The 20041-nt window shown below is 69.1% G+C and carries 20 protein-coding genes; 7 read left to right on the forward strand and 13 right to left on the reverse strand.

The features are described 5' to 3' along the window. Positions 1-404 precede the first annotated feature (404 nt). Positions 405-1199 carry a hypothetical protein gene (locus OG474_RS15390; RefSeq protein ID WP_405062968.1) on the forward strand — a complete coding sequence of 265 codons (795 nt, stop codon included), beginning with the start codon at positions 405-407 and terminating at the stop codon, positions 1197-1199. Here the strand turns inward: OG474_RS15390 and OG474_RS15395 are convergent. Genes OG474_RS15395 through OG474_RS15410 form a run of 4 tightly spaced genes read right to left on the reverse strand, consistent with a single transcriptional unit; the run spans position 1168 to position 3712 of the window. Further along, on the reverse strand, positions 1168-1563 hold the full coding sequence (locus tag OG474_RS15395; RefSeq protein WP_405062969.1) for a GNAT family N-acetyltransferase: 396 nt from the start codon (positions 1561-1563) through the stop codon (positions 1168-1170). The two genes, OG474_RS15390 and OG474_RS15395, sit on opposite strands and share 32 nt — an antisense overlap. Continuing rightward, on the reverse strand, positions 1560-2312 hold the full coding sequence (locus OG474_RS15400) for a phosphotransferase family protein (protein WP_405062970.1): 753 nt from the start codon (positions 2310-2312) through the stop codon (positions 1560-1562). The genes OG474_RS15395 and OG474_RS15400 overlap by 4 nt, the downstream gene beginning before the upstream one ends. A 41-nt stretch (positions 2313-2353) precedes the next feature. After that, entirely contained in the window at positions 2354-3340 is a 987-nt protein-coding gene (locus tag OG474_RS15405; protein WP_405062971.1) for a pyridoxal-phosphate dependent enzyme, read from the reverse strand. Beyond that, positions 3341-3712: a helix-turn-helix domain-containing protein gene (locus OG474_RS15410; RefSeq protein WP_405062972.1), complete on the reverse strand. Its 372-nt coding sequence runs from the start codon at positions 3710-3712 to the stop codon at positions 3341-3343. It lies immediately after the preceding gene. A 126-nt stretch (positions 3713-3838) separates the two neighbouring features. Here OG474_RS15410 and OG474_RS15415 point away from each other — a divergent pair, with 126 nt between their 5' ends. Beyond that, positions 3839-4411 (forward strand): ClpP family protease, encoded by a 573-nt coding sequence (locus tag OG474_RS15415; RefSeq protein ID WP_405062973.1) that lies wholly within the window; start codon positions 3839-3841, stop codon positions 4409-4411. Here OG474_RS15415 and OG474_RS15420 read toward each other — a convergent pair. After that, entirely contained in the window at positions 4383-5549 is a 1167-nt protein-coding gene (locus OG474_RS15420; RefSeq protein ID WP_405062974.1) for a trans-sulfuration enzyme family protein, read from the reverse strand. The genes OG474_RS15415 and OG474_RS15420 overlap by 29 nt on opposite strands. A 144-nt stretch (positions 5550-5693) precedes the next feature. On the opposite strand from OG474_RS15420, the gene OG474_RS15425 reads away from it, so the two are divergent. Beyond that, positions 5694-6203, forward strand: a complete 510-nt coding sequence (locus OG474_RS15425; RefSeq protein ID WP_405062975.1) for an Lrp/AsnC family transcriptional regulator — start codon at positions 5694-5696, stop codon at positions 6201-6203. A gap of 63 nt (positions 6204-6266) precedes the next feature. On the opposite strand, the gene OG474_RS15430 is transcribed toward OG474_RS15425, so the two are convergent. The 3 genes from OG474_RS15430 to OG474_RS15440 all read right to left on the reverse strand — a co-directional run bounded on the left by OG474_RS15430 (position 6267) and on the right by OG474_RS15440 (position 8511). After that, entirely contained in the window at positions 6267-7271 is a 1005-nt protein-coding gene (locus OG474_RS15430) for an LLM class flavin-dependent oxidoreductase (RefSeq protein ID WP_405062976.1), read from the reverse strand. Positions 7272-7543: 272 nt separating this feature from the next. Continuing rightward, positions 7544-8071, reverse strand: a complete 528-nt coding sequence (locus OG474_RS15435; protein WP_405062977.1) for an NADPH-dependent FMN reductase — start codon at positions 8069-8071, stop codon at positions 7544-7546. A gap of 35 nt (positions 8072-8106) precedes the next feature. Further along, positions 8107-8511: a hypothetical protein gene (locus OG474_RS15440; protein ID WP_405062978.1), complete on the reverse strand. Its 405-nt coding sequence runs from the start codon at positions 8509-8511 to the stop codon at positions 8107-8109. Positions 8512-8623: 112 nt separating this feature from the next. On the opposite strand from OG474_RS15440, the gene OG474_RS15445 reads away from it, so the two are divergent. Further along, positions 8624-10861 (forward strand): HelD family protein, encoded by a 2238-nt coding sequence (locus tag OG474_RS15445; protein ID WP_405062979.1) that lies wholly within the window; start codon positions 8624-8626, stop codon positions 10859-10861. Here the strand turns inward: OG474_RS15445 and OG474_RS15450 are convergent. From OG474_RS15450 to OG474_RS15465, 4 genes are all read right to left on the reverse strand, one after another. Then, positions 10855-11463: a hypothetical protein gene (locus OG474_RS15450; protein ID WP_405062980.1), complete on the reverse strand. Its 609-nt coding sequence runs from the start codon at positions 11461-11463 to the stop codon at positions 10855-10857. The two genes, OG474_RS15445 and OG474_RS15450, sit on opposite strands and share 7 nt — an antisense overlap. Next, positions 11424-13178 (reverse strand): PHP domain-containing protein, encoded by a 1755-nt coding sequence (locus OG474_RS15455; RefSeq protein WP_405062981.1) that lies wholly within the window; start codon positions 13176-13178, stop codon positions 11424-11426. Before OG474_RS15455 ends, OG474_RS15450 begins: the two co-directional genes overlap by 40 nt. A gap of 376 nt (positions 13179-13554) precedes the next feature. After that, positions 13555-13785 carry a hypothetical protein gene (locus OG474_RS15460; RefSeq protein WP_132413983.1) on the reverse strand — a complete coding sequence of 77 codons (231 nt, stop codon included), beginning with the start codon at positions 13783-13785 and terminating at the stop codon, positions 13555-13557. Positions 13786-13994: 209 nt separating this feature from the next. Next, a complete protein-coding gene (locus OG474_RS15465; RefSeq protein WP_405062982.1) occupies positions 13995-14756 on the reverse strand; it encodes an SDR family NAD(P)-dependent oxidoreductase in 762 nt (253 codons plus the stop codon). A 206-nt stretch (positions 14757-14962) separates the two neighbouring features. On the opposite strand from OG474_RS15465, the gene OG474_RS15470 reads away from it, so the two are divergent. Further along, a complete protein-coding gene (locus OG474_RS15470; protein ID WP_405062983.1) occupies positions 14963-15481 on the forward strand; it encodes a MarR family transcriptional regulator in 519 nt (172 codons plus the stop codon). On the opposite strand, the gene OG474_RS15475 is transcribed toward OG474_RS15470, so the two are convergent. Continuing rightward, positions 15478-16317 carry a DUF3152 domain-containing protein gene (locus tag OG474_RS15475; RefSeq protein ID WP_405062984.1) on the reverse strand — a complete coding sequence of 280 codons (840 nt, stop codon included), beginning with the start codon at positions 16315-16317 and terminating at the stop codon, positions 15478-15480. The genes OG474_RS15470 and OG474_RS15475 overlap by 4 nt on opposite strands. Before the next feature lie 201 nt (positions 16318-16518). On the opposite strand from OG474_RS15475, the gene OG474_RS15480 reads away from it, so the two are divergent. Next, positions 16519-18333 carry a protein-arginine deiminase family protein gene (locus OG474_RS15480; protein WP_405062985.1) on the forward strand — a complete coding sequence of 605 codons (1815 nt, stop codon included), beginning with the start codon at positions 16519-16521 and terminating at the stop codon, positions 18331-18333. Positions 18334-18622: 289 nt separating this feature from the next. Beyond that, positions 18623-20035: an LCP family protein gene (locus tag OG474_RS15485; RefSeq protein WP_405062986.1), complete on the forward strand. Its 1413-nt coding sequence runs from the start codon at positions 18623-18625 to the stop codon at positions 20033-20035. Positions 20036-20041: the final 6 nt, after the last annotated feature.

Below are 20041 nucleotides of genomic sequence, written 5' to 3' on the forward strand. Positions count from 1 at the left end.
TCGGCGCGTTCAGACCTATGTCAAAGGTGCGCGCTAGGAAATCTCATAACCCGAAGGTACCCCCGAGCCCCCCACCCCGCACCAGGTTTCGCCCCCACTGATCAACCACCCCAAAACCACCGCCCCAGCGCCCACTCCAGCGCGTCCGCCCCACTTGATCAGTGCCTGGGATCCGGACCCCCACCACCCACCAAGTCCGCACGCGCCGCTTCCGGCGCCTGGGCGTCGGCCCGGCGGTTCGGTTGGGGTGGGTTGGGGGTGCGGGCGATATTCGCGGGCGTTGGGTGGGCGGCTTGCGGCAGAGTAGGAGGGTGGCGGATGTCAGTGGGCGGTTTTGGGGGAAGTTGCCGGCGGGGAGCCGGGAGGGGTTGACGGCGGGGCTGAGTGCTTCTGAGTTGCAGTCGGTGTTGCTGGATGTGAGCCGCGAGCGGGCGGCGAAGGTGACGCCGGCGCGGTTGATGCAGCGGTGGCGGGAGGATCGGTTCGTGCAGCCGTCTGCTGCTGATCCGCGCGAGCTGGTGCGGACGCAGGCGCGGTTGTGGGGGTTGCTGCCTGAGCGGTTCGCCGGGGTGGAGTTGTCGCCGGTGACTCCGTTGGGGACGTGTTCGGCGGTGGCGACGATCAACCAGCACCAGGTACTGAGCACGATCCGGGGGACCGAGGTCGCCAGCGACCCGACCAACGAGCTGGCGATCGAGGCCGTCGTACGGCGACGTGCCGGGCAGGCGCGGGTCGATCTGGCCGCGTGTCAGCGGGTGGTGCGGGCGCAGCCGTTCGGTGGACCGGGGATGGCGGCGCATTTCCAGCTGTTCGTGCTGGTGTCGAGCGCCCGCGACACGGGTTCGGGTCGTACCGAGGCCGAGCTGCTGATCGACCACCTGAACTTCTGGGCCGATGTGCTCGGCGACACCGCCGACCTGACGTTCACCACGTTCACACCCTCGGCGCTCACCGAACGCATCGAGGACACGGTCCGCCCGGCGCTCAACACGACCCTCCGCGAGGACACCGCCCGCACGAAGAGCGCGACCTACTACACCGGTACGGCGCTCGGCGTCGGAACGACGGATGCGGAGATGGGCGACGGCGGCTTCACCAGCTGGACCGCCGATCTGCTCGGTGATGCCAAGGAACGCTGCCTCACCTCGTGCATCTCGACCGAACGCCTCACCGCAGTTTCAGCAGCCCCGCGTCAGTAGGCCGGAAGCCACACGACTCGAGGTAGAACCCGGCCAGGTGCGGCTCGAAGTCCACGTGCAACCACTCGCACCCGGCATCGCGAGTCGCCGACGCCGCAGCTGCGACCAGCCGGGCGCCGATCCCCTGCCGCCCGAACTCCGGATGCACCGCGGTGTCGAGCAGGAACGCGTGCGCGCCACCGTCCCAGCACACCTGCACGAATCCGACCAGCCGATCGTTGCTAAAGGCACCGACCCAGGTCAGCGCCCACCGCTCCAGCCGCTCCGCCCAAGGCTGGATCTCGAATGGACTCTCGAACGCGACCGCATGCAGCTCCGACAACACTCGATCGTCGACCGCGAATCGCACCTGAAACTCGATCACAGCATCGCCACCCCGGCCGCGAGCCGCGCCTCGAAACCCTCGGCCTGCTCGGATCCTTCCGGCCAGTCGGCCATGCTGAAATACCCCTGCACCAGGCTCGACGGCAGTGTCGCCAACAGACCGTCGCTCGGCCCATACGCGGCCATCGCTTCCGGCCACTGCGCAGGCGGCACCGAGGAGACCAAGTGCCAGGTCAGGTCGAGTACGCCGGGCGCGGCCGACACGTCTTCCCAGTCCAGCAAGGCGATCTCGCCATCCGGGGCGGTCCGCAGGTTCTGTCCGGACGCATCTCCATGCACGAGGGTCAGCGGGCCGGCGGTGAGCAGTTGCGCCTCAACCTGCTGCACCTTGCCGACCAACCGCGCACCGAACTCCCGTACCGGCGCCGACAACGACCGAGCGGCCAGCTTTGGCCAGGTCGCGTCGTACAGGCGGGCGACCAGCTCGTCACCGGCACCGATCGGACGCAACCACGGCCAGCGCACGTGCGCGCGGTCGACCCACCGATCGTGCATCGACCGAAGCAGCGTGGCCGCCGCCACGGGATCGGCCCCCGGCCGCCAGGCGGAGAGATCCTCGAGCTCGAGCAGCGAGCCCTCGTCATTCAGCTCGGCGCGATAACAAGCAGGCACCCGTACGCCGATCTCCGGTGCGATCTCGCGGTAGAACCGCACCTCGGACGCAGCCATCTGCAGCTCGGCCGCAATCGACCCAGCCTTCTCAGGAGCACGACGCTTCACGTAGTTCATGCGACCGACCCTAGGCGCAACGAGCAGAGAGCGAACCTGATTTATAGGGCGGCTTCGGTGCTGATCAGGAGGACTGTGCTGTCGGCGCTCAGCGGTAGGCGCGGGTGGGCTGCTCGGAGGGCGGCTAGGGTAGCGGCGCCGCTGGGGCCGGAGGAGATGCCTGCTGTGGCTAGGTCGGCGGAGGCTTGGAGGGCTGCTTCGTCGTCGACGGTGATCGCGTGGTCGAGGCCGGCGCGGAGGATCGGCCAGGCAAGGGTTGACGGGGTACCGCAGTTGAGGCCGGCCATCACGGTCTTCGAGGTCGGGATGCTCAGCAGCTCGCCCGCCAGCAGGCTGGTGGTGACGCAGGCGGCGGCTGACGGCTCGACGCCGAGCATCATCGGTGCGGCTGCCTCGCTGCGGAAGTGCGTGACGGCTGCCTGCGCGACCGATCCGACCCCCATCGGTACGACGACCAGGTCGGGCTCGGCGGTGATCTCGCGGAACAGCGTCGAGTACCCGTCCACGATCAGCTGCGGCACCACCTCGTACCCCGGCCAGGCCGAGTCCTGAATCAGCAGTCGCTGATCCCCCGCGTACGCCGCCGCCTCGGCCACCGCATCGTCGTACGAACCCGCCAGGACGCTCACCGTCGCACCCTCGTCGCGGATCGCCGCGATCGCCGCCTCGGGGACCATGTCCGACACGAACACCTGCGCCCGCAACCCCAGCATCGCGGCCCGACGGGCAACCGCCCGGCCGTGGTTCCCGTCGGTTGCCGTGACGAGCTCAGCCGGGCCGGACCACTCCTGCAGCGCGCGATGGATCGCCCACCACGCACCGAGCGCCTTGAACGCCGGTAGTCCGAGCCGTTGCGACTCGTCCTTGACCAGCACCTGCCCGATCCCGAGCTCCGCGGCCAGCGCCGGGACCGACGTCAGCGGAGTCGGCCGGTACGCCGGCAGGCTCTGATGGAACGCGAGCACCTCTGCCGGGGCAGGCGTCGTCCGCCACTCCCGGGCGGGAGGGTTCTCGTACCAGTCGGCCAACTAAGCGACCAGGTCGAAGACTTGCGCCGTACCGGAGTAGGAACCCCGCGACGAGCCCATCGCGCGCGGCGCGGACTGCGTGACCTGGATCGAGGTCGTCCGGAGCGAGGCCGTCTGCAGCCGGATCGGCATCGTGGCCCGGACCGCGGTGGCGAGGTCGAACTGGACCTCGTTCAGCAGGTCGGTCAGCTCGAGCTCGAGGGCCCGGCAGATCGCGGCCAGGATCTCCGAGGACGGCTCCTTGCGGCCACGCTCGATCTCGGACAGGTACGGCACCGACACCTGCGCCCGCTCGGCCAGCTCGCGCAGGGTGATGCCCCGCTCGTTCCGCAACCGGCGGAAGACGTTCCCGATCACCTCGCGTAGCAACACGTGTGGCCCTCCTCGGCTCCGATGTCCTGTACCGAGTGTGCCATCCGCCGGGGCTCTGCGGTGGGCAGATCTGCCACGGGCAGATTCCCGGGCCTGAACGGGTGGCCCGGCGGCACTGTGGACACCATGAGTGAGCTACCGAACAACCTCGACAAAAATGTCTGCGAACGTCTGATGTGGCAGCGCATCCTCGTCCTCGGCGACGAGATCACGGACCAGAACGCCAATGCCCTGTGCGCCCAGCTGCTGCTGCTGAACGCCGAGGACTCGCGGGCGGACATCTCGCTCTACATCAACTCCCCCGGCGGATCGGTCTCGGCCGGGCTGGCGATCTACGACACGATGAACTTCATCGGCAACGACGTCGCGACGTACGGGATGGGCCTGGTGGCCTCGATGGGGCAGGTGCTGCTGGCCTGCGGTACGGCGGGGAAGCGGTTCGCGCTGCCGCACGCGCGGATCATGATGCACCAGCCGACCGGCGGGATGGGCGGGACGGCGAGCGACATCAAGGTGCAGGCCGAGCAGGCGATCAAGGCCCGCGCGGACCTGGCCGAGCTGATCGCCGAGCGGACCGGTCAGCCCCTGGAGCGGATCGTCACGGACTTCGACCGCGACCGCTGGTTCACTCCGGAGGCTGCCCGGGAGTACGGGATCGTGGACCAGGTGCTTACGCGTCCTGTCGCCGTACCTGCTTGAGAGCTTGGAGGAGATCCGCGGTGAGGTCTTCCGGGTCCTCGAGGCCGAGCGAGACGCGGAGGAGCGCGTCGGACGGCTTCGCGGTCGGGTCGACGAGCCGGTGGGTGAGGGCAGCGGGGTGCTGGATGAGGGTGTCCACGCCGCCCAGTGAGACCGCGTGGGTGATGAGTTTCAGGTTGCCCGCGACCGCGGCGGCCGCTTCGTAGCCGCCGGCCACGGTGAACGCCAGTACGGCGCCTGGTCCGGACTGCTGGCGGCCGACGAGCTCGAGGGGGTCGTGGAGACCGGGGTAGTAGACCTGTTCGACGGCCGGCTGGGCGCAGAGCCAGTCGGCGACCTTGGCGGCAGTGGCCTGCTGCGCCCGAACTCGCACCGGCAGCGTCTGCAGTCCCCTGTGCAGTTCGTACGCCGCCAACGGGTGCAGCAGGCCACCTGTTACCGCGCGGATCTGCCGGAGCCGGCCGACCCAGTCCCGGTCGGCCGCGACGACGCCGCCCATGACGTCGCCATGACCACCCAGGTACTTCGTTGCCGAGTGCAACACCAGGCTCGCCCCGTGCCGAGCCGGTTGCTGCAACACCGGAGTCGCGAAGGTGCTGTCCACCAGCACCGGTACGTCGCCCGCCTGCCGGACCGCCGCGGCGATGTCCACGAGCTCGACCGTCGGGTTGGCCGGGGTCTCGAGGATGACCAGGCCGGTGTCGGCGCGAACCGCCGCGGCGATCTCGGTCGGCCGGACCCAGCTGACAGTTGTCCCCAGGAGGCCTGTGGATAACAGGTGGTCGCTGCCGCCGTAGATGGGCCGAACGGCGATCACGTGCGGACGGCCGGCGGCGACCGTGGCAAGCAGGCACGCGGTCAGCGCAGCCATGCCGGAGCCGAAGGCAACCGAGCCGTCGGTCTGCTCGAGCTCCGCGAGCGCGTCCTCGAACCGGGCGACGGTCGGGTTCCACAGCCGCTGGTAGACGAGGCTGCCGCCGTCCGGGCCCTTCCCCTGCGCGAGAGCGTCGTACGACGCGCCGCCGGTGCCGACATCGGGCAGCGGATAGGTGGTGGACAGGTCGATCGGCGGGACGTGCACCCCGAGGGCGGTCAGGTCGTCGCGACCGGCGTGCACCGAGCGGGTGTCGAGCTGCATGACGCCTCCCAAGAGTTATCCACAGGCACTGGCGGTCTTGAGGATGGAATCTTCTGCGGTTGAGGCGCAATAGTTCCGAAGAAAATTCGTCCACAGGGATGTCCACACGCTGTGGATTCTGTTGGAGCGCTCTACAGTGGTGCCATGCCGAAGGATCGCCGGAGCCCCGGCCCGGCCCCTCGGGCGGTGCCGGGTGTCAGTCCGGGCGGCCTGGACGAGGTGGACCGTGAGCTGGTCCGGCTACTCACCGTCGACGGACGGATGCCGAACAACGCCCTCGCCGAGGCGACCGGGATCGCGCCGTCGACCTGCCTGACCCGCGTCCGGTCGCTCCGCGAACGCGGGGTCATCCGCGGCTTCCACGCCGACGTGGATCTGGGCGCGCTGGGTCAGCCGCTGCAAGCGCTGATCGCGATCCGGATCAGTACGCACTCGCGCGACGAGATCGACCGCTTCCGCGCCAAGGTCCCGGCGCTACCGGGTGTGCTCTCGCTCTTCCACGTCAGCGGTGCGAACGACTACCTCCTGCACGTGTCGGCCGCCTCACCGGACGCCCTCCGCGAGTTCGTCCTCGACCACCTGACCGCCGACGCCGCCGTGGCCCACGCCGAAACCAGCCTCATCTTCGAACACGTCCGCGCCACCCCCGCCTGACACCCGCCCGTGCGCTCTCGGCCCCGGCGCAGGCCATCTCATGGCGGTTGACCAGGGGTGGGGTCAGCGGGGGGTCAGGCCCCAGGATTTCGCGAGGAGCTGGATGCTGCGTTGGCGTTCGGCGGGGTTGTGGATGTGGGTGGTGACGATGAGTTCGTCGGCGCCGGCTTTGTTGGCTCGCTGGAGGAGCTCGGCGGCTACCTGGTCGGGCTTGCCGACGGTGACCAGGCCGGCCCACTCCTCGACGGCGGCGCGTTCGCCTTCGCTCCACGGGTAGGCGGCGGCCTCTTCGGGTGACGGAAGGGGGCCGGGGCGTCCGGAGCGCAGGCGCAGCATGGACAGCGCGTTCGCCTCGGCGAGCTGGTGGGCGCGTTCCTCGGTCTCGCCGACGATCGCGGCCAGCGCGAGGATCGCGTACGGCTCGGTCTCGTGCTCGAACAACTTGAAGTTCGTCTTGTACGACGAGATCACGCCGGCCGGATCGAGCGTGCCGAAGTGACCGGCATAGGCGAATCCGGTCCCGAGAGCGGCGGCCGCCTGACCGCCGTACGTGCTGGATCCGAGGATGTAGACCGGCGGCAACGGTACGTCGGACGGCTGCGCCGTGATCGGTTCGAACGGGTGCCCGGCCGGGAAGCCTTCGGCGTACGCACGCAATTCGGCGTACTGCTCGGTGAAGTCGTCGGCGCCGAGTGCCTCGCGGCTGCGGCGGAGTGCGAGTGCGGTGCGCTGGTCGGTGCCGGGCGCACGGCCGAGCCCGAGGTCGATGCGGTCCGGATACAGCCCGGCCAGCACGCGGAACGTCTCGGCGACCTTGAGCGGCGAGTGGTTCGGCAGCATGATCCCGCCGGCGCCGACCCGGATCGTCGACGTGACCGCGGCGACCGCCGCGATCATCACCTCGGGACTCGAGCTCGCGACGCTCGGGATGTTGTGATGCTCAGCCAGCCAGTACCGGTGGTAGCCGGCGGCCTCGGCCACCCGCGCCAGCTCCAGCGTCTCGTGCAACGCCTGCGAGGGCTTGGTCCCCGAAGGCACCGGCGAAAGGTCCAGCACGGACAAAGGCATAGCTTCGCTGCTCACCACCACCCCAACCGCTCCCCCTCACCACATATTCCACCCCTCCCCCCAAGACCCCCTCGCCCCAAAGTCCCCCTCGCGCCCAAAGGTGGGTCGCCTTCTCTTTGTGCGTCGGATCCATCTTTGTGCACCCACCAGTCACTTGGGCGGCAGAAAAGTGGTTGGTGGGTTCCCAAAGATGCGCGGAGCGCACAAGGAGCACGCGGCTTGCTCGGGAACGGGGGGCGGCTCTTTGGGCGCGACGTGGGGCGAGGGCGGGGTTAGGCGGGGTAGGGGGTGGTGGCTCTCGCTTCGCGGAGGGGGCGGGACCACCAGGCGAGTTGGGTGAGGAGGGCTTGGGCGGCGGGGTCGGTGGTGGGGTCTGCGGGGTGGCCGGCGGGGGTGAAGTCGGTTTCGTGGAAGGCGAGGGTGTCGCGGATGGGGACGGCGTGGAGTTCGCCGAAGACGAGGCGGAGTTGTTCGGCGGCGCGGAGGCCGCGGGAGCGACCGCCGTAGACGACGAAGGCGACGGGCTTGCCGAACCACGGGTGGCGGACGGCGTCGATCGCGGTCTTCAAGTCACCTGGGTAGGCGTGGTTGTACTCGGCCGTGACGATCGCGATCGCGTCGGCTTCGGCGATCCGGGCCGGCAGCTCGCTCAGGGCGATCCGGCTGAGGTCGATCAGATCGGGTTTGAACTCGTCGTGCCGCTCGGCCTCACGCTCGAACCAGTGCGTGACCGTGGTGCCGAAGCGGCCGGGCTCAAGATGTCGGGTGAGCACGGCGAGGCGGAGCGGATGGACAGTCACGTCCGGTGACGCTAATACCTCAATACGACTTGAGGTCAAGCCATCGGGTACGGCGGCCTGGCCGGAGCCTGCCGCAGTCCCACGATCGCCAGGACGACTGTCGCGACCAGCACGACCCCGATCACCACGTCCAGAGCGGTCGGCATGAGTGAGCGCAGCAGCAGGAACTCGAAGGTGCACGGGACCACGGCGACCAGCGCCATCCAGTGACCGCCGCGGCGACGGGCCACGAGTGACGCCAGCGCGCCAAGAGCGATCAGAGTGGTGACGAGGGCCGGGATGGCGCTGATGATCACCGCGAAACCATGCGGATCACAGGAGGGCCCGCAACTCGGCGACGACGCCACGATCGGCTGACCGATCGCAGCCACGGCCAAGAGCAGAGCGGCTACCGCGTTCGCGATCCAGAGCTTCAGCGGAAAACCCCCACTACTGACCACCTGAACCACTTTAGGAAATCCCCGGCAGCAGATAAACTCAAGGATTTGTGGCTTCCACCGAGAAATGCATTCGGGAGCCAACAAAGACGCATTTTATCACAAGGGGTTTGAATTGCCGAATCCGGTCGATGCCGAGCAAGCGCACCTCGACACGTTCTACGCCGCCCTCGACTCCGAGCGGGAGCGGACCGAACGGCGTACGGGGGAAGAACTGCTGGTCAGCACGCGGAACGCGCAGGCGCTGAACCAGCGCGACGGGCGGATCCGCGACCTGAACGTCCGGCTGTCCCGGCTGAACGGCGCCGAGGAAGGGCTGTGCTTCGGGCGGCTCGATGCGGCCGACGGTGACGTCCTGCACATCGGCCGGCTCGGCCTGCACGACGCCGACTACGAGCCGTTGCTGATCGATTGGCGGGCTCCGGCCGCCCGCCCGTTCTACATCGCGACCGCGGTCGCGAACCAAGGCGTCGTACGGCGGCGTCACATCCAGACGCGGCTGCGTCGGGTCGTCGACGTCCAGGACGAACAGCTCGATCTCGACCGGGAGGCGGCGGATCCGTCCAAGCCCGGGACCGGTGTGATCGGCGAGGCCGTGCTGCTGAAGGCGCTGGACGCGCGCCGGACCGGCCGGATGGAGTCGATCGTGCAGACGATCCAGGCCGACCAGGACCGGATCATCCGCTCCGAGCTGCCCGGAATCCTCGTCGTCCAAGGCGGTCCGGGGACCGGCAAGACCGCGATCGCGCTGCACCGCGCGGCCTATCTTCTGTACACGCACCGTGAACAACTGGAAAAGCGCGGAATTCTGGTCGTCGGACCGAATGCGGCATTCCTCAAGTTCATCGGCCAGGTGCTTCCCTCGCTCGGTGAGGACGGCGTCCGGCTCGTCACGATCGCCGAGCTGTACCCGGGCCTGACCGCGACCCGCCCCGAAGCGCCGGAGAGCGCCGAGGTGAAGGGCCGCACGGTGATGGCCGCGGTGATCGAGAAGGCGGTCGCCGACCGCCAGTGGATCCCGGACGCGCCGATCGAGGTCCTCGTCGACCGGACCACGCTCACTCTCGACCCTGAGTTCGCCCGGACGACGCGCGACCGCGTCCGCCGCCGCAGCCTCACCCACAACCAGGCGCGGCCGTTCTTCCTCAACGAGCTCGTCGACGGCCTGACCGCGCAGTACTCGGACCTGATCGGCACGGACCCCCTCGACGGCGAGAATCTGCTCGACGACTACGACCTCACCGAGCTGCGCAACGAGATCCTGGCCGAGCCGAAGATGCAGGCCTTGTTCGACCAGCTGTGGCCGCAGCTCAGCCCGCAACAACTCCTCGAGGAGCTGTACGGCGACGAGGAGCGACTCGCCCAGGCAGCACCACAACTCAGCGAACTCGACCGCGAACACCTCCTCCGGTACGGCGCCGACTGGAGCCCGTCCGACGTACCGCTGCTGGACGAAGCGGCCGAGCTTCTCGGCGACGACGGGACCGAGGCGGCGCGGGAACGAGCCGCCCGGGCGCGCGCAGTCGCTTATGCACAAGGCGCTTTGGACCTGCTGTCCGGTTCGGGGTCGACCGACTTCGACGACGACGACGCGTCCGAGATGCTGACCGCGAAGGACATCCTCGACGCGCAGATGCTGGCCGAGCGCTACGAGGCCGAGGACGACCGCACGTTGGCCGAGCGGGCCGGCGCCGACCGGCGTTGGACCTACGGACACGTGATCGTCGACGAGGCGCAGGAGCTCACCCCGATGGCGTGGCGAGCGATCGCCCGCCGGTGTCCGCTGCGCTCGATGACGGTGGTCGGCGATGTCGCCCAGACCAGCGCGATCGGCGGCGGCACGAGCTGGTCGTCCGCGCTCGGCGAAACATTCGGCGACCGCTGGCGGCTGGCTGAGCTCACCTTGAACTACCGCACCCCGGCCGAGGTGATGGAGCTCGCGAACGCCGTACTGCACGAGGTCGACCCAACAGCCAAACCACCGCGCTCGGTCCGCGAGACCGGCGTCCCGCCGTGGCACGCGGACATCCCGCCGGCCGAGCAGGCCTTGTACGTCTACAAGTTGGCGTCCGAGGAGACCCAGTACGGCGAGGTCGGCGTGATCACGTCACGCAGTCGGCTCGAGCTGATCCAGGAAGCCGTGGACGGGCTCAGCGGTGTCACCGTGCTGACCGCCCGCGAGGCGAAGGGACTCGAGTTCGACTCCGTCCTGGTCGTCGACCCGGACGGCATCGTGATCGAGTCCCCGCGCGGCCTGCGTGATCTGTACGTCGCGCTGACCCGGTGCACCCAACGGCTCGGCGTGATCGGCGAACTCCCCGAGGTGCTCGCCGGCCACGACTGGGATCAGTGATCGGCGCAACACTTCTGCTGGTGCTGGAGTTCGAACGGGATCAGCAGGTTGCCGGCCGCCGGCTGTAACTGCAGGACGAGCTGACCTTCGCGCCGTACCGGCCGGAGGAAGTCGAGCGTGTCGACCAACGCGTCATCGGTGATCGGCAGCCCCCCGATGCCTTCCAGGTGGTCGATTCCGCAGCGACTGCGCAGCTCGCCGGCAGGCAGCACCCCGCGGGCACGCTCGTGTCCGGGCCACCGTACGACGCGGCCCGCCGTACCGAGGGCTGCCTCGACCGCGGCCACATAGGCGCCGCGGACGAGTTGGCTCGGTCCGGCGAGCTCCGGCTGGGAAGCACCGGGCCGGGTGATCGCTAGGCCCGCACCCCGATCCGCGACTGCTGCGCGGATCGGTTCGGCGAGGTCGGCGGCACCTGCCAGCGACACCGCCACATGCGGGCGGTCGCCGCCTGACACCATGTGGGTGCAGGCAACGACCGGCTGGTCCACAGCCTCGAGCAGTTCGTACAGCAAGTGGTCGGCCGCCGCCGTGTCCTTGCTGTCCACGTCGACAGCGACGATCACTTCGGCAGCACCCAGACCGGGTTCGTGTAGAACCACAGGTCCACCCACGGGTCCGCGTCGCCGACCACGTCGAGCGCCGGTCCGGCCGGGTCGACGGCCGCGCCGTGGTACCCAGGCTGGCTGCGGTGACCGTCAGTGCCCCGGACGCGCAGGTACGTCGCCTCCTCCACTCGCCCGAGCGGATACACCAGCTCGAAGGTGCCGCGCTTGCTGGAGGTGTCCCACTGCCGGACGACCTTGGTCTTCGGCGCCGCGAAGGTGTCGCGGTCGCTGACGTGACCGGTCACCGCGCCCTGGATGACATCGACGCGGTTGAGGGCGGGAACGAAGTTCGCCCAGTTCGGCATCGTCTGAGTGGTGATCCGGACGACAAGCTCGACCGGCCGACCCTTCCGCACGACGAGCGCGCCACCAAGCGGTTCGCCGTACCGTTTGCCGACCTCGCGGACCTCGACCTCAACGCCCTTCACGAGCATGCCGTGGTCGACCCAGACCCGGCCGTTGCGCAGGCCCTCCATCACCGACAGGTAGTCGCGACGGTCGGCGCCGACGTGCGTGCGGCTGTAGAAGCCAGGCCAGAAGTCGCTGTTCGTGGTGAGCACCTGGTTGCCGTAGACCGGGTCCAGGTAGCGGCCGTCGCGGTCGAACTGCTCCTGGCTGGAGCCGTCCGGGCGGCGGGCCGTCTCGTTCCAGTTGTTGTGGGAGTCGGAGTTCGCGCTGATCCACCACGGCTTGCCCTCGGCGAGCAGGCTGTCCCACAGGCCGCCGACGGTCGCGGTCATCCAGTCGAAACCACCCCAGGTGCGGTAGCTCTCGGCCGGGTAGGCCGGGAACGAGTTCGCGTTCGGGGAGTTGCCGTAGATCCCGCGGGCCCCGCCGGTGCCGATCCCCTTCGGGAGGCCGCCGGCCTGGTGACCGGGTGCGCCCTCGAAGCCGACCGCGATCCGGGGGTCGGCGTCCCGCCAGTTCCGGATCTCGTGCGGGCTGTCGATGCCGTTGCGGGCCGGGTGGTTGGCCAGGAAGAGCGCGTCCGCGACCCGGCGCTTGTCGACCTGCTGGCCGAGCCACTGGATGCCGGAGACCGCGAGGGCCTCGTTGGCCGGGGTGTTCGCACCGGCGTTCTTGACGCTGCCGTCGTAGCCGTTCTCGAACTGCTTGAGTACCTCGACCTCACGGCTGCCCGGGGCGACGAAGACCGTGCCGTGCTCGGCCGCCGGGATGTTCCACTCCAGCCCCTGGAAGATCAGGGTGTCGCGCAGCTCGGAGCGCGCGGCCTTGATCTGCGGGTTCACCAGGTCGACGCCGATCCGGGCGTGGGTCGCGCCGCCGTGGTCGGTGATGACGAGCCAGTCGAGCCCGTACGCCGCCGCGTGCCGGGCCTGGTCGATCACCCGGTACATGCCGTCGGAGCTGAACTGGGTGTGGATGTGGTGATCACCGGCCAGCCAGACGTTCGGGCGGTTGCCGTGCTTGAAGATCCAGCCGTCCTTGGGCGCACTGGCCGCGGCGAACTGGGCTCCCGTGACCGCGAGCGCCGCCGTACCGCCGAGGATGCCGGCCGAACGGAGCAGCCCGCGCCGGGTCACCTCGGTCGGGGACAGGTCGCTGTCCGGCACCGACTCGTCGAGCGCGGCCAGCGTGGACGCGTCCAGTTCGGTGTTCGGGTGGTGATGGTCGTGGTCGTGCGAGTGGTCGTGCCCGTGACCATGTCCGTGCCCATGACCGTGACCGTGACCGTGCGAGTGCCCCATCGTGCTTCCTCCTGACAAAGGGAAATCCGCCGGATCATCGCCGTCCCGGATGTCCTGCGGGTGTTGCTGCGGTGAACCATTCGACGCACCTGCGACCCCGTCGCGGCGGGAAATTTCCACAAGCCTGAACGCAAAAGTCCGCATCGGTCTGGGGAGGCCGATGCGGACGTGAAAGGTCTTCAGTTGGTCAGGCGCATTGTTTGGTGAGAGAAAATGCGGCGGCAAGTGAGGAGCAGAACGCCAACGCTCACTTGCCGCCGTACCGATGCCTTTTGTGGTCGAGGTGAGGTTCTCGGCCGACCGTCGTCCGGGTGGGTTGTCTGGTGAGAAACGGAGACGAAAAGGCTTCGGATGCTTTTCTTCAGTAGGACACCGTTCAGCGGGGTGCTACGTCCCACATGCGCTCGCCGGGCAGGGGGTCGGGGAGCCGGTCGACGGCGGGCATCGGGTCGTTGGTGACCCGGAGTCCGGCGAAGCGGCGGCTCATGGCGTGGGCGTACCGCTCGGCCAACGCCGGCTCGGCGTTGTAGTCGGCGATCACATGCTCACCGAACCAGACCCGCACGCGACGGCGCTCGATGGTCTGGGTGGCGGTGGCGGTTGTCACTGGTCCTCCTGGCAAATTGTCGCGGTGACGGCCTGGATTCGCGGGCGAGCGCGGTGACGATGCGCCGTAGGTGTTCACCGTCACATCAGATGCAACGGAGCATCAGAGCCGGAGGTCACGCGCCGATCTCGATTTCTCCGACTACGGGCAAACTTTTTCGGACCGGCCGGACTCGCATTGTTCGAGCATATTTTCGACTGTTCCGAATTTCACCCGAACGGCCCGCGGACGGAGACTCCGCCGTCCAGAACCAACTGCTGCCCGGTCGTGTACGCCGAAGCATCCGAGGCGAGGTGGACCACGGCTGCCGCGACTTCTTCGGAGCGGCCGTAGCGACCGAGTGGAATCTCGTCGACCCATTCACCGGTCGGAGCCGTGTTCACCGCGGTGGCGATCGCGCCCGCCGCGGCGACATTCATCCGGATGCCATTCCCCGCATATTCGGCGGCAACAGTCCGGGCGAGGCTGAGGATGCCGGCCTTCATCACGCCGTACGCCGCCTGTTCGGGCGCGGCCATGAATCCGGTCACCGAACCGACGCTGACGATCGAGCCACCCGCGCCCTGGTCGAGGAAGACCCGCAGAGCGGCCCGGACGGCGCGGGCGACGTACCGGAGGTTGACCTCGTAGATGGTGTCCCAGTCCGCGTCGGCCATCTCGTGCAGCTTCACCGCGGGGACGAACGCGACCTGCCCGCCGACGACCGTGACCAGGATGTCGAGTCCGCCGAGGCTCTCGACCGCGCCGGTGACCATCGCCTCGACGTCGGTGAGCGAGCGCACGTCACCGCTCAGCGGGTACGCCGTACCGCCGGCTGCTCGCACTTCGTCGGCAGCCTCGGCCGCCCGGGCCGGGTCGAGATCGGCGACCACCACCGCGGCTCCCTCGGCACCGAACGCGTTGGTGACCGCGCGCCCGATTCCGGCGCCGCCGCCACCGATGACCAGTGCTCGTTTCCCACTCAGCTGCATGGCCGGAGGCTAGATCACCCGGGGTGCAGTATTTGATTCCTTCCCCGCCCCACCACCCCGGTCGATTCATAGCGTTTCCTCAGGAACGACACGCCGAGCTGTCGGAAGGACTCCGTACGCTGGATCTTGTGACCATCGAAGACGAGGAAACCCAGGCCTTAGCGCTGCGGCCAGCCCGTTCAGTTCAGGCGGCGGCGGACGGGGTCGTGGGATCGCCTGTGCCGGTCCAGTCGACGGCTTTCGCCGCCGTGCAGACCGAGCACCTGATCGGGAACGCCGGTGACGCGCTGCGGTTGCTCGACGCCGTCGAGCGAGTGCGCGGGCACGCACACCCGCTCATCCTCGGCCTGCAGGACGCGGTCGGCCTGAAGATGCCGGCCGCTCTCGTGCTGAGCGCGATAGCGAACGGGCGCAGCACCGCCGAGGGCGTCGCCGAGCAGATCGGTACGACGACGGCCGAGGCCGAGCTGGCCATCTCCGACCTGGCCACCCTCGGCATGGTCCGGACCGGCCGGCAGGTTGTGGTGACCGCGCTGGGTCAGGCCCGCCTGTCCCAGCTGGACGGCCTGACCGTCCGCGTCCTCGATGTCGTCACGGGCATCCTCGGCCCGGACGACGCTGCACACCTGGTCCGCCTGCTGCACACCGTCGCGGACGGTCTCGAGGGAGCCTCAGCCAGCTCGGGCCCGAGCCAAGCGTTGCCGCAGGTCTTTCTGCAGAACTAAGAGGTGGGGATGGAGTCGTTGTACTTGCCGAGCTGACCTCGGTAGAGCGATCCATCCCGGTAGGGCCACGCGTACGCCGTACAGCCATGGAGTCCGAGGGTCTGCTGCTGCATGACCGGCGCCGGCTGTCCGGCGCCGGGGCAGAGCTGGTGTGCGTTGCCGAGGCGGTGTCCGGTCTCGTGGTTGACCATGTACTGCCGGTAGGCCGTCAGTGAGGCGCCGTAGTTCGGGACGCCGTGCACCCAGCGCGCGATGTTGAGCACGACCCGGTCGCCGATCCGGCAGCTCGTGTAGCGGTCCGGTGCGAAGCCGCAGTACGTGTCGCGGGTCTCGGGCGTGACGAACATCAGCCGGAAGTCGGCCTGCTCCCCCGGACCGACCTGCTTGAACCGCCACTTGCCGCCCGCGGTCCAGCCCTGCGGAGCCCCGTACGTCGTTCGCACGAACTCGGCCAGCTCGGTCTGGTCGATGCCCTTGATGCCACCCTCGATCGCGATCTGGAAGGTGAGCAGGCGGCCGGCGCGACCGATCACGCGGTGCTCCGGGTCAGCGGGGAGCACGGTGAAGTTGACCGTGCCGCGTTGGGGATAGGTGATCGCCGCGGCCGGGCGATCCGGGGTCTTCGACGACTGATCGTTCTCGGCCGGCGGGTCGGCCGGCTGGTCACCGGGGTCGCCCTTCGGCGTCGGCGCGGCGGGCGTCTCGGCCGCGACCACCGGCTGCTCGGGCTTGCCGCCGCGGTCGAACGGGCTGGCCGGCAGCTGGTAGAGCACTCCGGCGCCGACCACCGCCACGGCGGCGAGTCCGACGATCCTGACAGCGGTCCAGCGGCGCATCGAGTCCCTCTCCTCACGACACCCTGGCGGGCGTCCACTCACCTCCTCTTGCCTCCAAGGGCACAATCCCTTCTCGGCCGCTTCGCGGAGGCCCTTCTCCCCCTGTGGGTGGAGATCGTTTCTCCATCTCCCTTTTTCTGATACGACCGTGCTAGTTTCGGCTTGGAAAAAGTACGCCCGTATCACAAAGGAGAAGCTCCGATGAGACGCTGGACCGCCGGCCTCGCCGTCGCGACCCTGCTCACCGCCGGAACCCCAATGCTTACTGACAGCGCATTCGGGACCAGGGGGGCCGCACCACCAACTGCCCACCTGACCGCCGACGTCAACCGCGACGGCCTGCTCACGACCGCCGACGACGCCGGCCGGGACACCTGGACCGACGCCCGCGGCGCGATCTTCCTGCCGAATCTCGACGACGACGAACGCCGCTGCCACGTCACTCCGGACGACCTGGAGGCCGTCGGCCGCACGGTCGACGACAAGCTCGCCGCCTGCAACGACGCGGCCGACGACCGGATCAACGGACCACGGGACGCCGCCGACCTGGCACCGCTCAAGATCGATGCCCTGCGCAACCTTTCCGGTACGGCGACCGGCACCGTGACCGTCAGCCCGGCCGACAAGGCGCGCGTCTTCGCGGACGGTGCTCCGGTCGGCACGCTGACCGCGGCTCAACTGCGTCGCGGCGTACGGCTCGGTCTGGAAGGACGCGACATCGTCCGCGACCCGGCTCGCTGGGACGGCCGGATCACGGTCACTGTGAGCGTCAGTGACCACGGTCGCACCAGCAGCGACGTCGTACAGCTGCGTGTTGCGCCGTTGATGCTGCAGAACGACCTGCAGCCGGCTCAGACCGTCCTCGCCGGCCGCCCGAACGACGGACCAGGCTGGCCGGGCGGCGAGGCGCCGTACCCGGATGGTGTGCCGGGTGAGTGGCAGCCGTTCGCCCGGACGCTGCGCGCGGCGACCAGCTCGACCGGTGCGCGGCTGAAGTTCGTCACCGGTACGCCGAACGGCTGGAAGGACATGTGGTTGCAGGACACGTTCGAACCGGCCACCGCGAGCATGCCGGCCGTCGGCGGCCCACACACGATGCGGATTCTGATGCGGTCCGGCAATGTCTGGGACATCAATGGTGTCTCGACCCCACGTCCCGCCGGGCGACTGATCTTCCGCGACCTGCGCGGCCCTGATGTCGGCGTCGTCCAGGAGCTCGCCGCCAAGGCGTCCCCGAGCCTCGACGACCTGCTGAACATGGGCGGCAACCTCGAGGCCCTCCCGCCGTACCCCGGTTATCCACAGGGCCGCGTCCTGTACGGCGCGGGCGCGCGGAAGCCCGATTCGGCGTACCTGAAGATGGTCACCGGCCAGGGCTATCAACCGCCGGTTGTCATCGACACCTCGTGGCTGATGGTCGGGCACGCCGACGAGACGACGCACGTCGTCCGGGCGGACAACGCCCGCGGCTGGACGCTGGCGGTCGCCGATCCGCGGCTCGCGGCGAAGCTGCTGCGCGACGTCCAGCGAAGCGGCGGTGGCAGCCAGCGGCTCTTCGCCGACACCAACGCCAAGACGAAACCCACCGTCGACTCGCTGCTCGCCGACGCCGCGCTGGCCGACAACGAAGCGGCCGCACAGCACATCGACGACCAGCTGGCGATCCTGCTCAAGGCCACCGGTCTCCGCGCCGACGAACTCGTCCGGCTGCCGGTCTTCTTCAACCGCGTCCCCGGCTACGGCCTGCTGAAGTTCCAGACGCCGGGCCTCACCAACGGCCTGTCGCTCACCGATCGCGAGTTCGCCGCGCCGGATCCGCACGGTCCGAAGGTGAACGGCCGGGACGTCTTCCGGCAGGCAACCGAGCGTGCTCTTGCCCGCAACGGAGTCCGCGTGCACTGGGTCCAGAACTTCTTCTGGTCCCATCTGGCCGGCGGCGAGGTCCACTGCGCGACCAATGCGCTCCGAGCCGCACCCGGAACTCCGTGGTGGCTGTCTACCAACGGGAAGGCGTAGGCATGCCCGCAGCCACCTGGTGAGCCCTCCCCCGTGAACGGCAGGAACCGGCCACGACGACTGGCCCTCGCACCGGAACAGGTTGGGTTTGGGCACCCGCCCGAACTTTTTGCGGGGTCAGGGATTCAAAGGGGCTGGACGCGGATCGGGGCCGCGCCCACCTGCCATGTCGCCGGGTTGATGAGTGGAGCTCATGTCCTCGAGCAGTAGATCTGGGTCCGGGGCACGCCGTGCGCGGCGAGCGAAGCAGCGGGAGCACTCCGGGGGCGGGGCGCTGGCGCTGGCGATCGTGGGGGTACTCCTGCCGGGCGTCAGCTACCTGGCGGCAGGGCGGCGGCGGTTGGGGACCGCCGTCACCCTGCTCAGCCTCAGCCTGTACGGCGGGGCGGCGTACCTGGCGCTCGCTCGTCGGGACGACGTGCTCACCTGGGCGCTGAACCCGGACATTCTGCTCTGGATGGTGGTCGGGCTGGGCGTCATCGCGCTCTATTGGGTCGCGGTCCTGGTCACGTCGTACAAGATGCTCCGGCCGCTGACCGTCCGGCCGGGCGCGCGGCTGGCCGGCTCCGCGGTGATCGGCCTGGTCTGCTTCGGGATGGCCTCGAGTACGGCGCTCGGCGCGCAGACGCTGATGGCGCAGCGGGACCTCGTGCAGAAGGTGTTCCCCAGCGGCTCGTCCAAGAGCCAGACCCGGCCGAAGATCGCCAACGCCAAGGACCCGTGGGCCCAGATCCCGCGGCTGAACATCCTGCTGCTCGGCGCCGACGACGGCGAGGGCCGCGACGGCACCCGGACCGACTCGGTGATGGTCGCGACCATCGACACCCGGACCGGCAAGACCTCGCTGATCTCGCTGACCCGGAACTGGATGCGGATGCCGTTCCCGGAGGGGACCAAGCTGCACGACCGGTTCCCGACCGGCTACTGGGATCCCAACGGGCCGAAGGAGCAGGACAGCTACTACCTCGACGCGATGTACCGGATCATCCCCGCCGAGCACCGTGACCTGATCGGCCCGTCCGACAATCCGGGCGCCGACGTACTGAAGATGTCGGTCGGTGAGGCCCTCGGCCTGAAGCTGCACTACTACGTCCAGGTGAACCTGGCCGGCTTCGCCCAACTCGTCGAAGCGCTCGGCGGCATCACCGTGAACATCAACTACCCGGTCCCCGTCGGCGGCAACGACGACAAGAAGATCCCGGCGAGCCGCTACCTCGACCCCGGCCCCGACCGGCACCTGAACGGCACCGACGCGCTCTGGTTCGCCCGCGGCCGCTACAAGGTCAAGGGCGCCGACATCGCCCGCCAGGCCCGCCAGCGCTGCACGGTCAAGGCCATCGTCGAACGCGCCACCCCGCAGAACGTCCTGGCCAACTACATGGACCTGGCCAAGGCCGGCGAGAACCTGATCCGCACCGACATCCCGCAGACCATCCTCCCCGCCTTCGTCACCCTCGGCCAACGCATCAAGAACGCCCCCATCACCAACATCGACCTGGACAAGCAGAAGAACTACCCCAACGGCCGCAACCCCAACTACGCCGCCATGCGCAAACTCATCCAGCAACACCTCAACGCCACCCCCAAACCCGCTGCCCCCGCCCCCAAACCCACCACCAAGCCGACCCGCAAGCCCAGCACCACCACCAAACCCCCAGCCCCCGACCTAGCCGCAGCCTGCGCCTACCAACCCGAAAGCTGACCGGCT

It is taken from the genome of Kribbella sp. NBC_01505, assembly GCF_045040285.1.
Lineage (GTDB): Bacteria > Actinomycetota > Actinomycetes > Propionibacteriales > Kribbellaceae > Kribbella.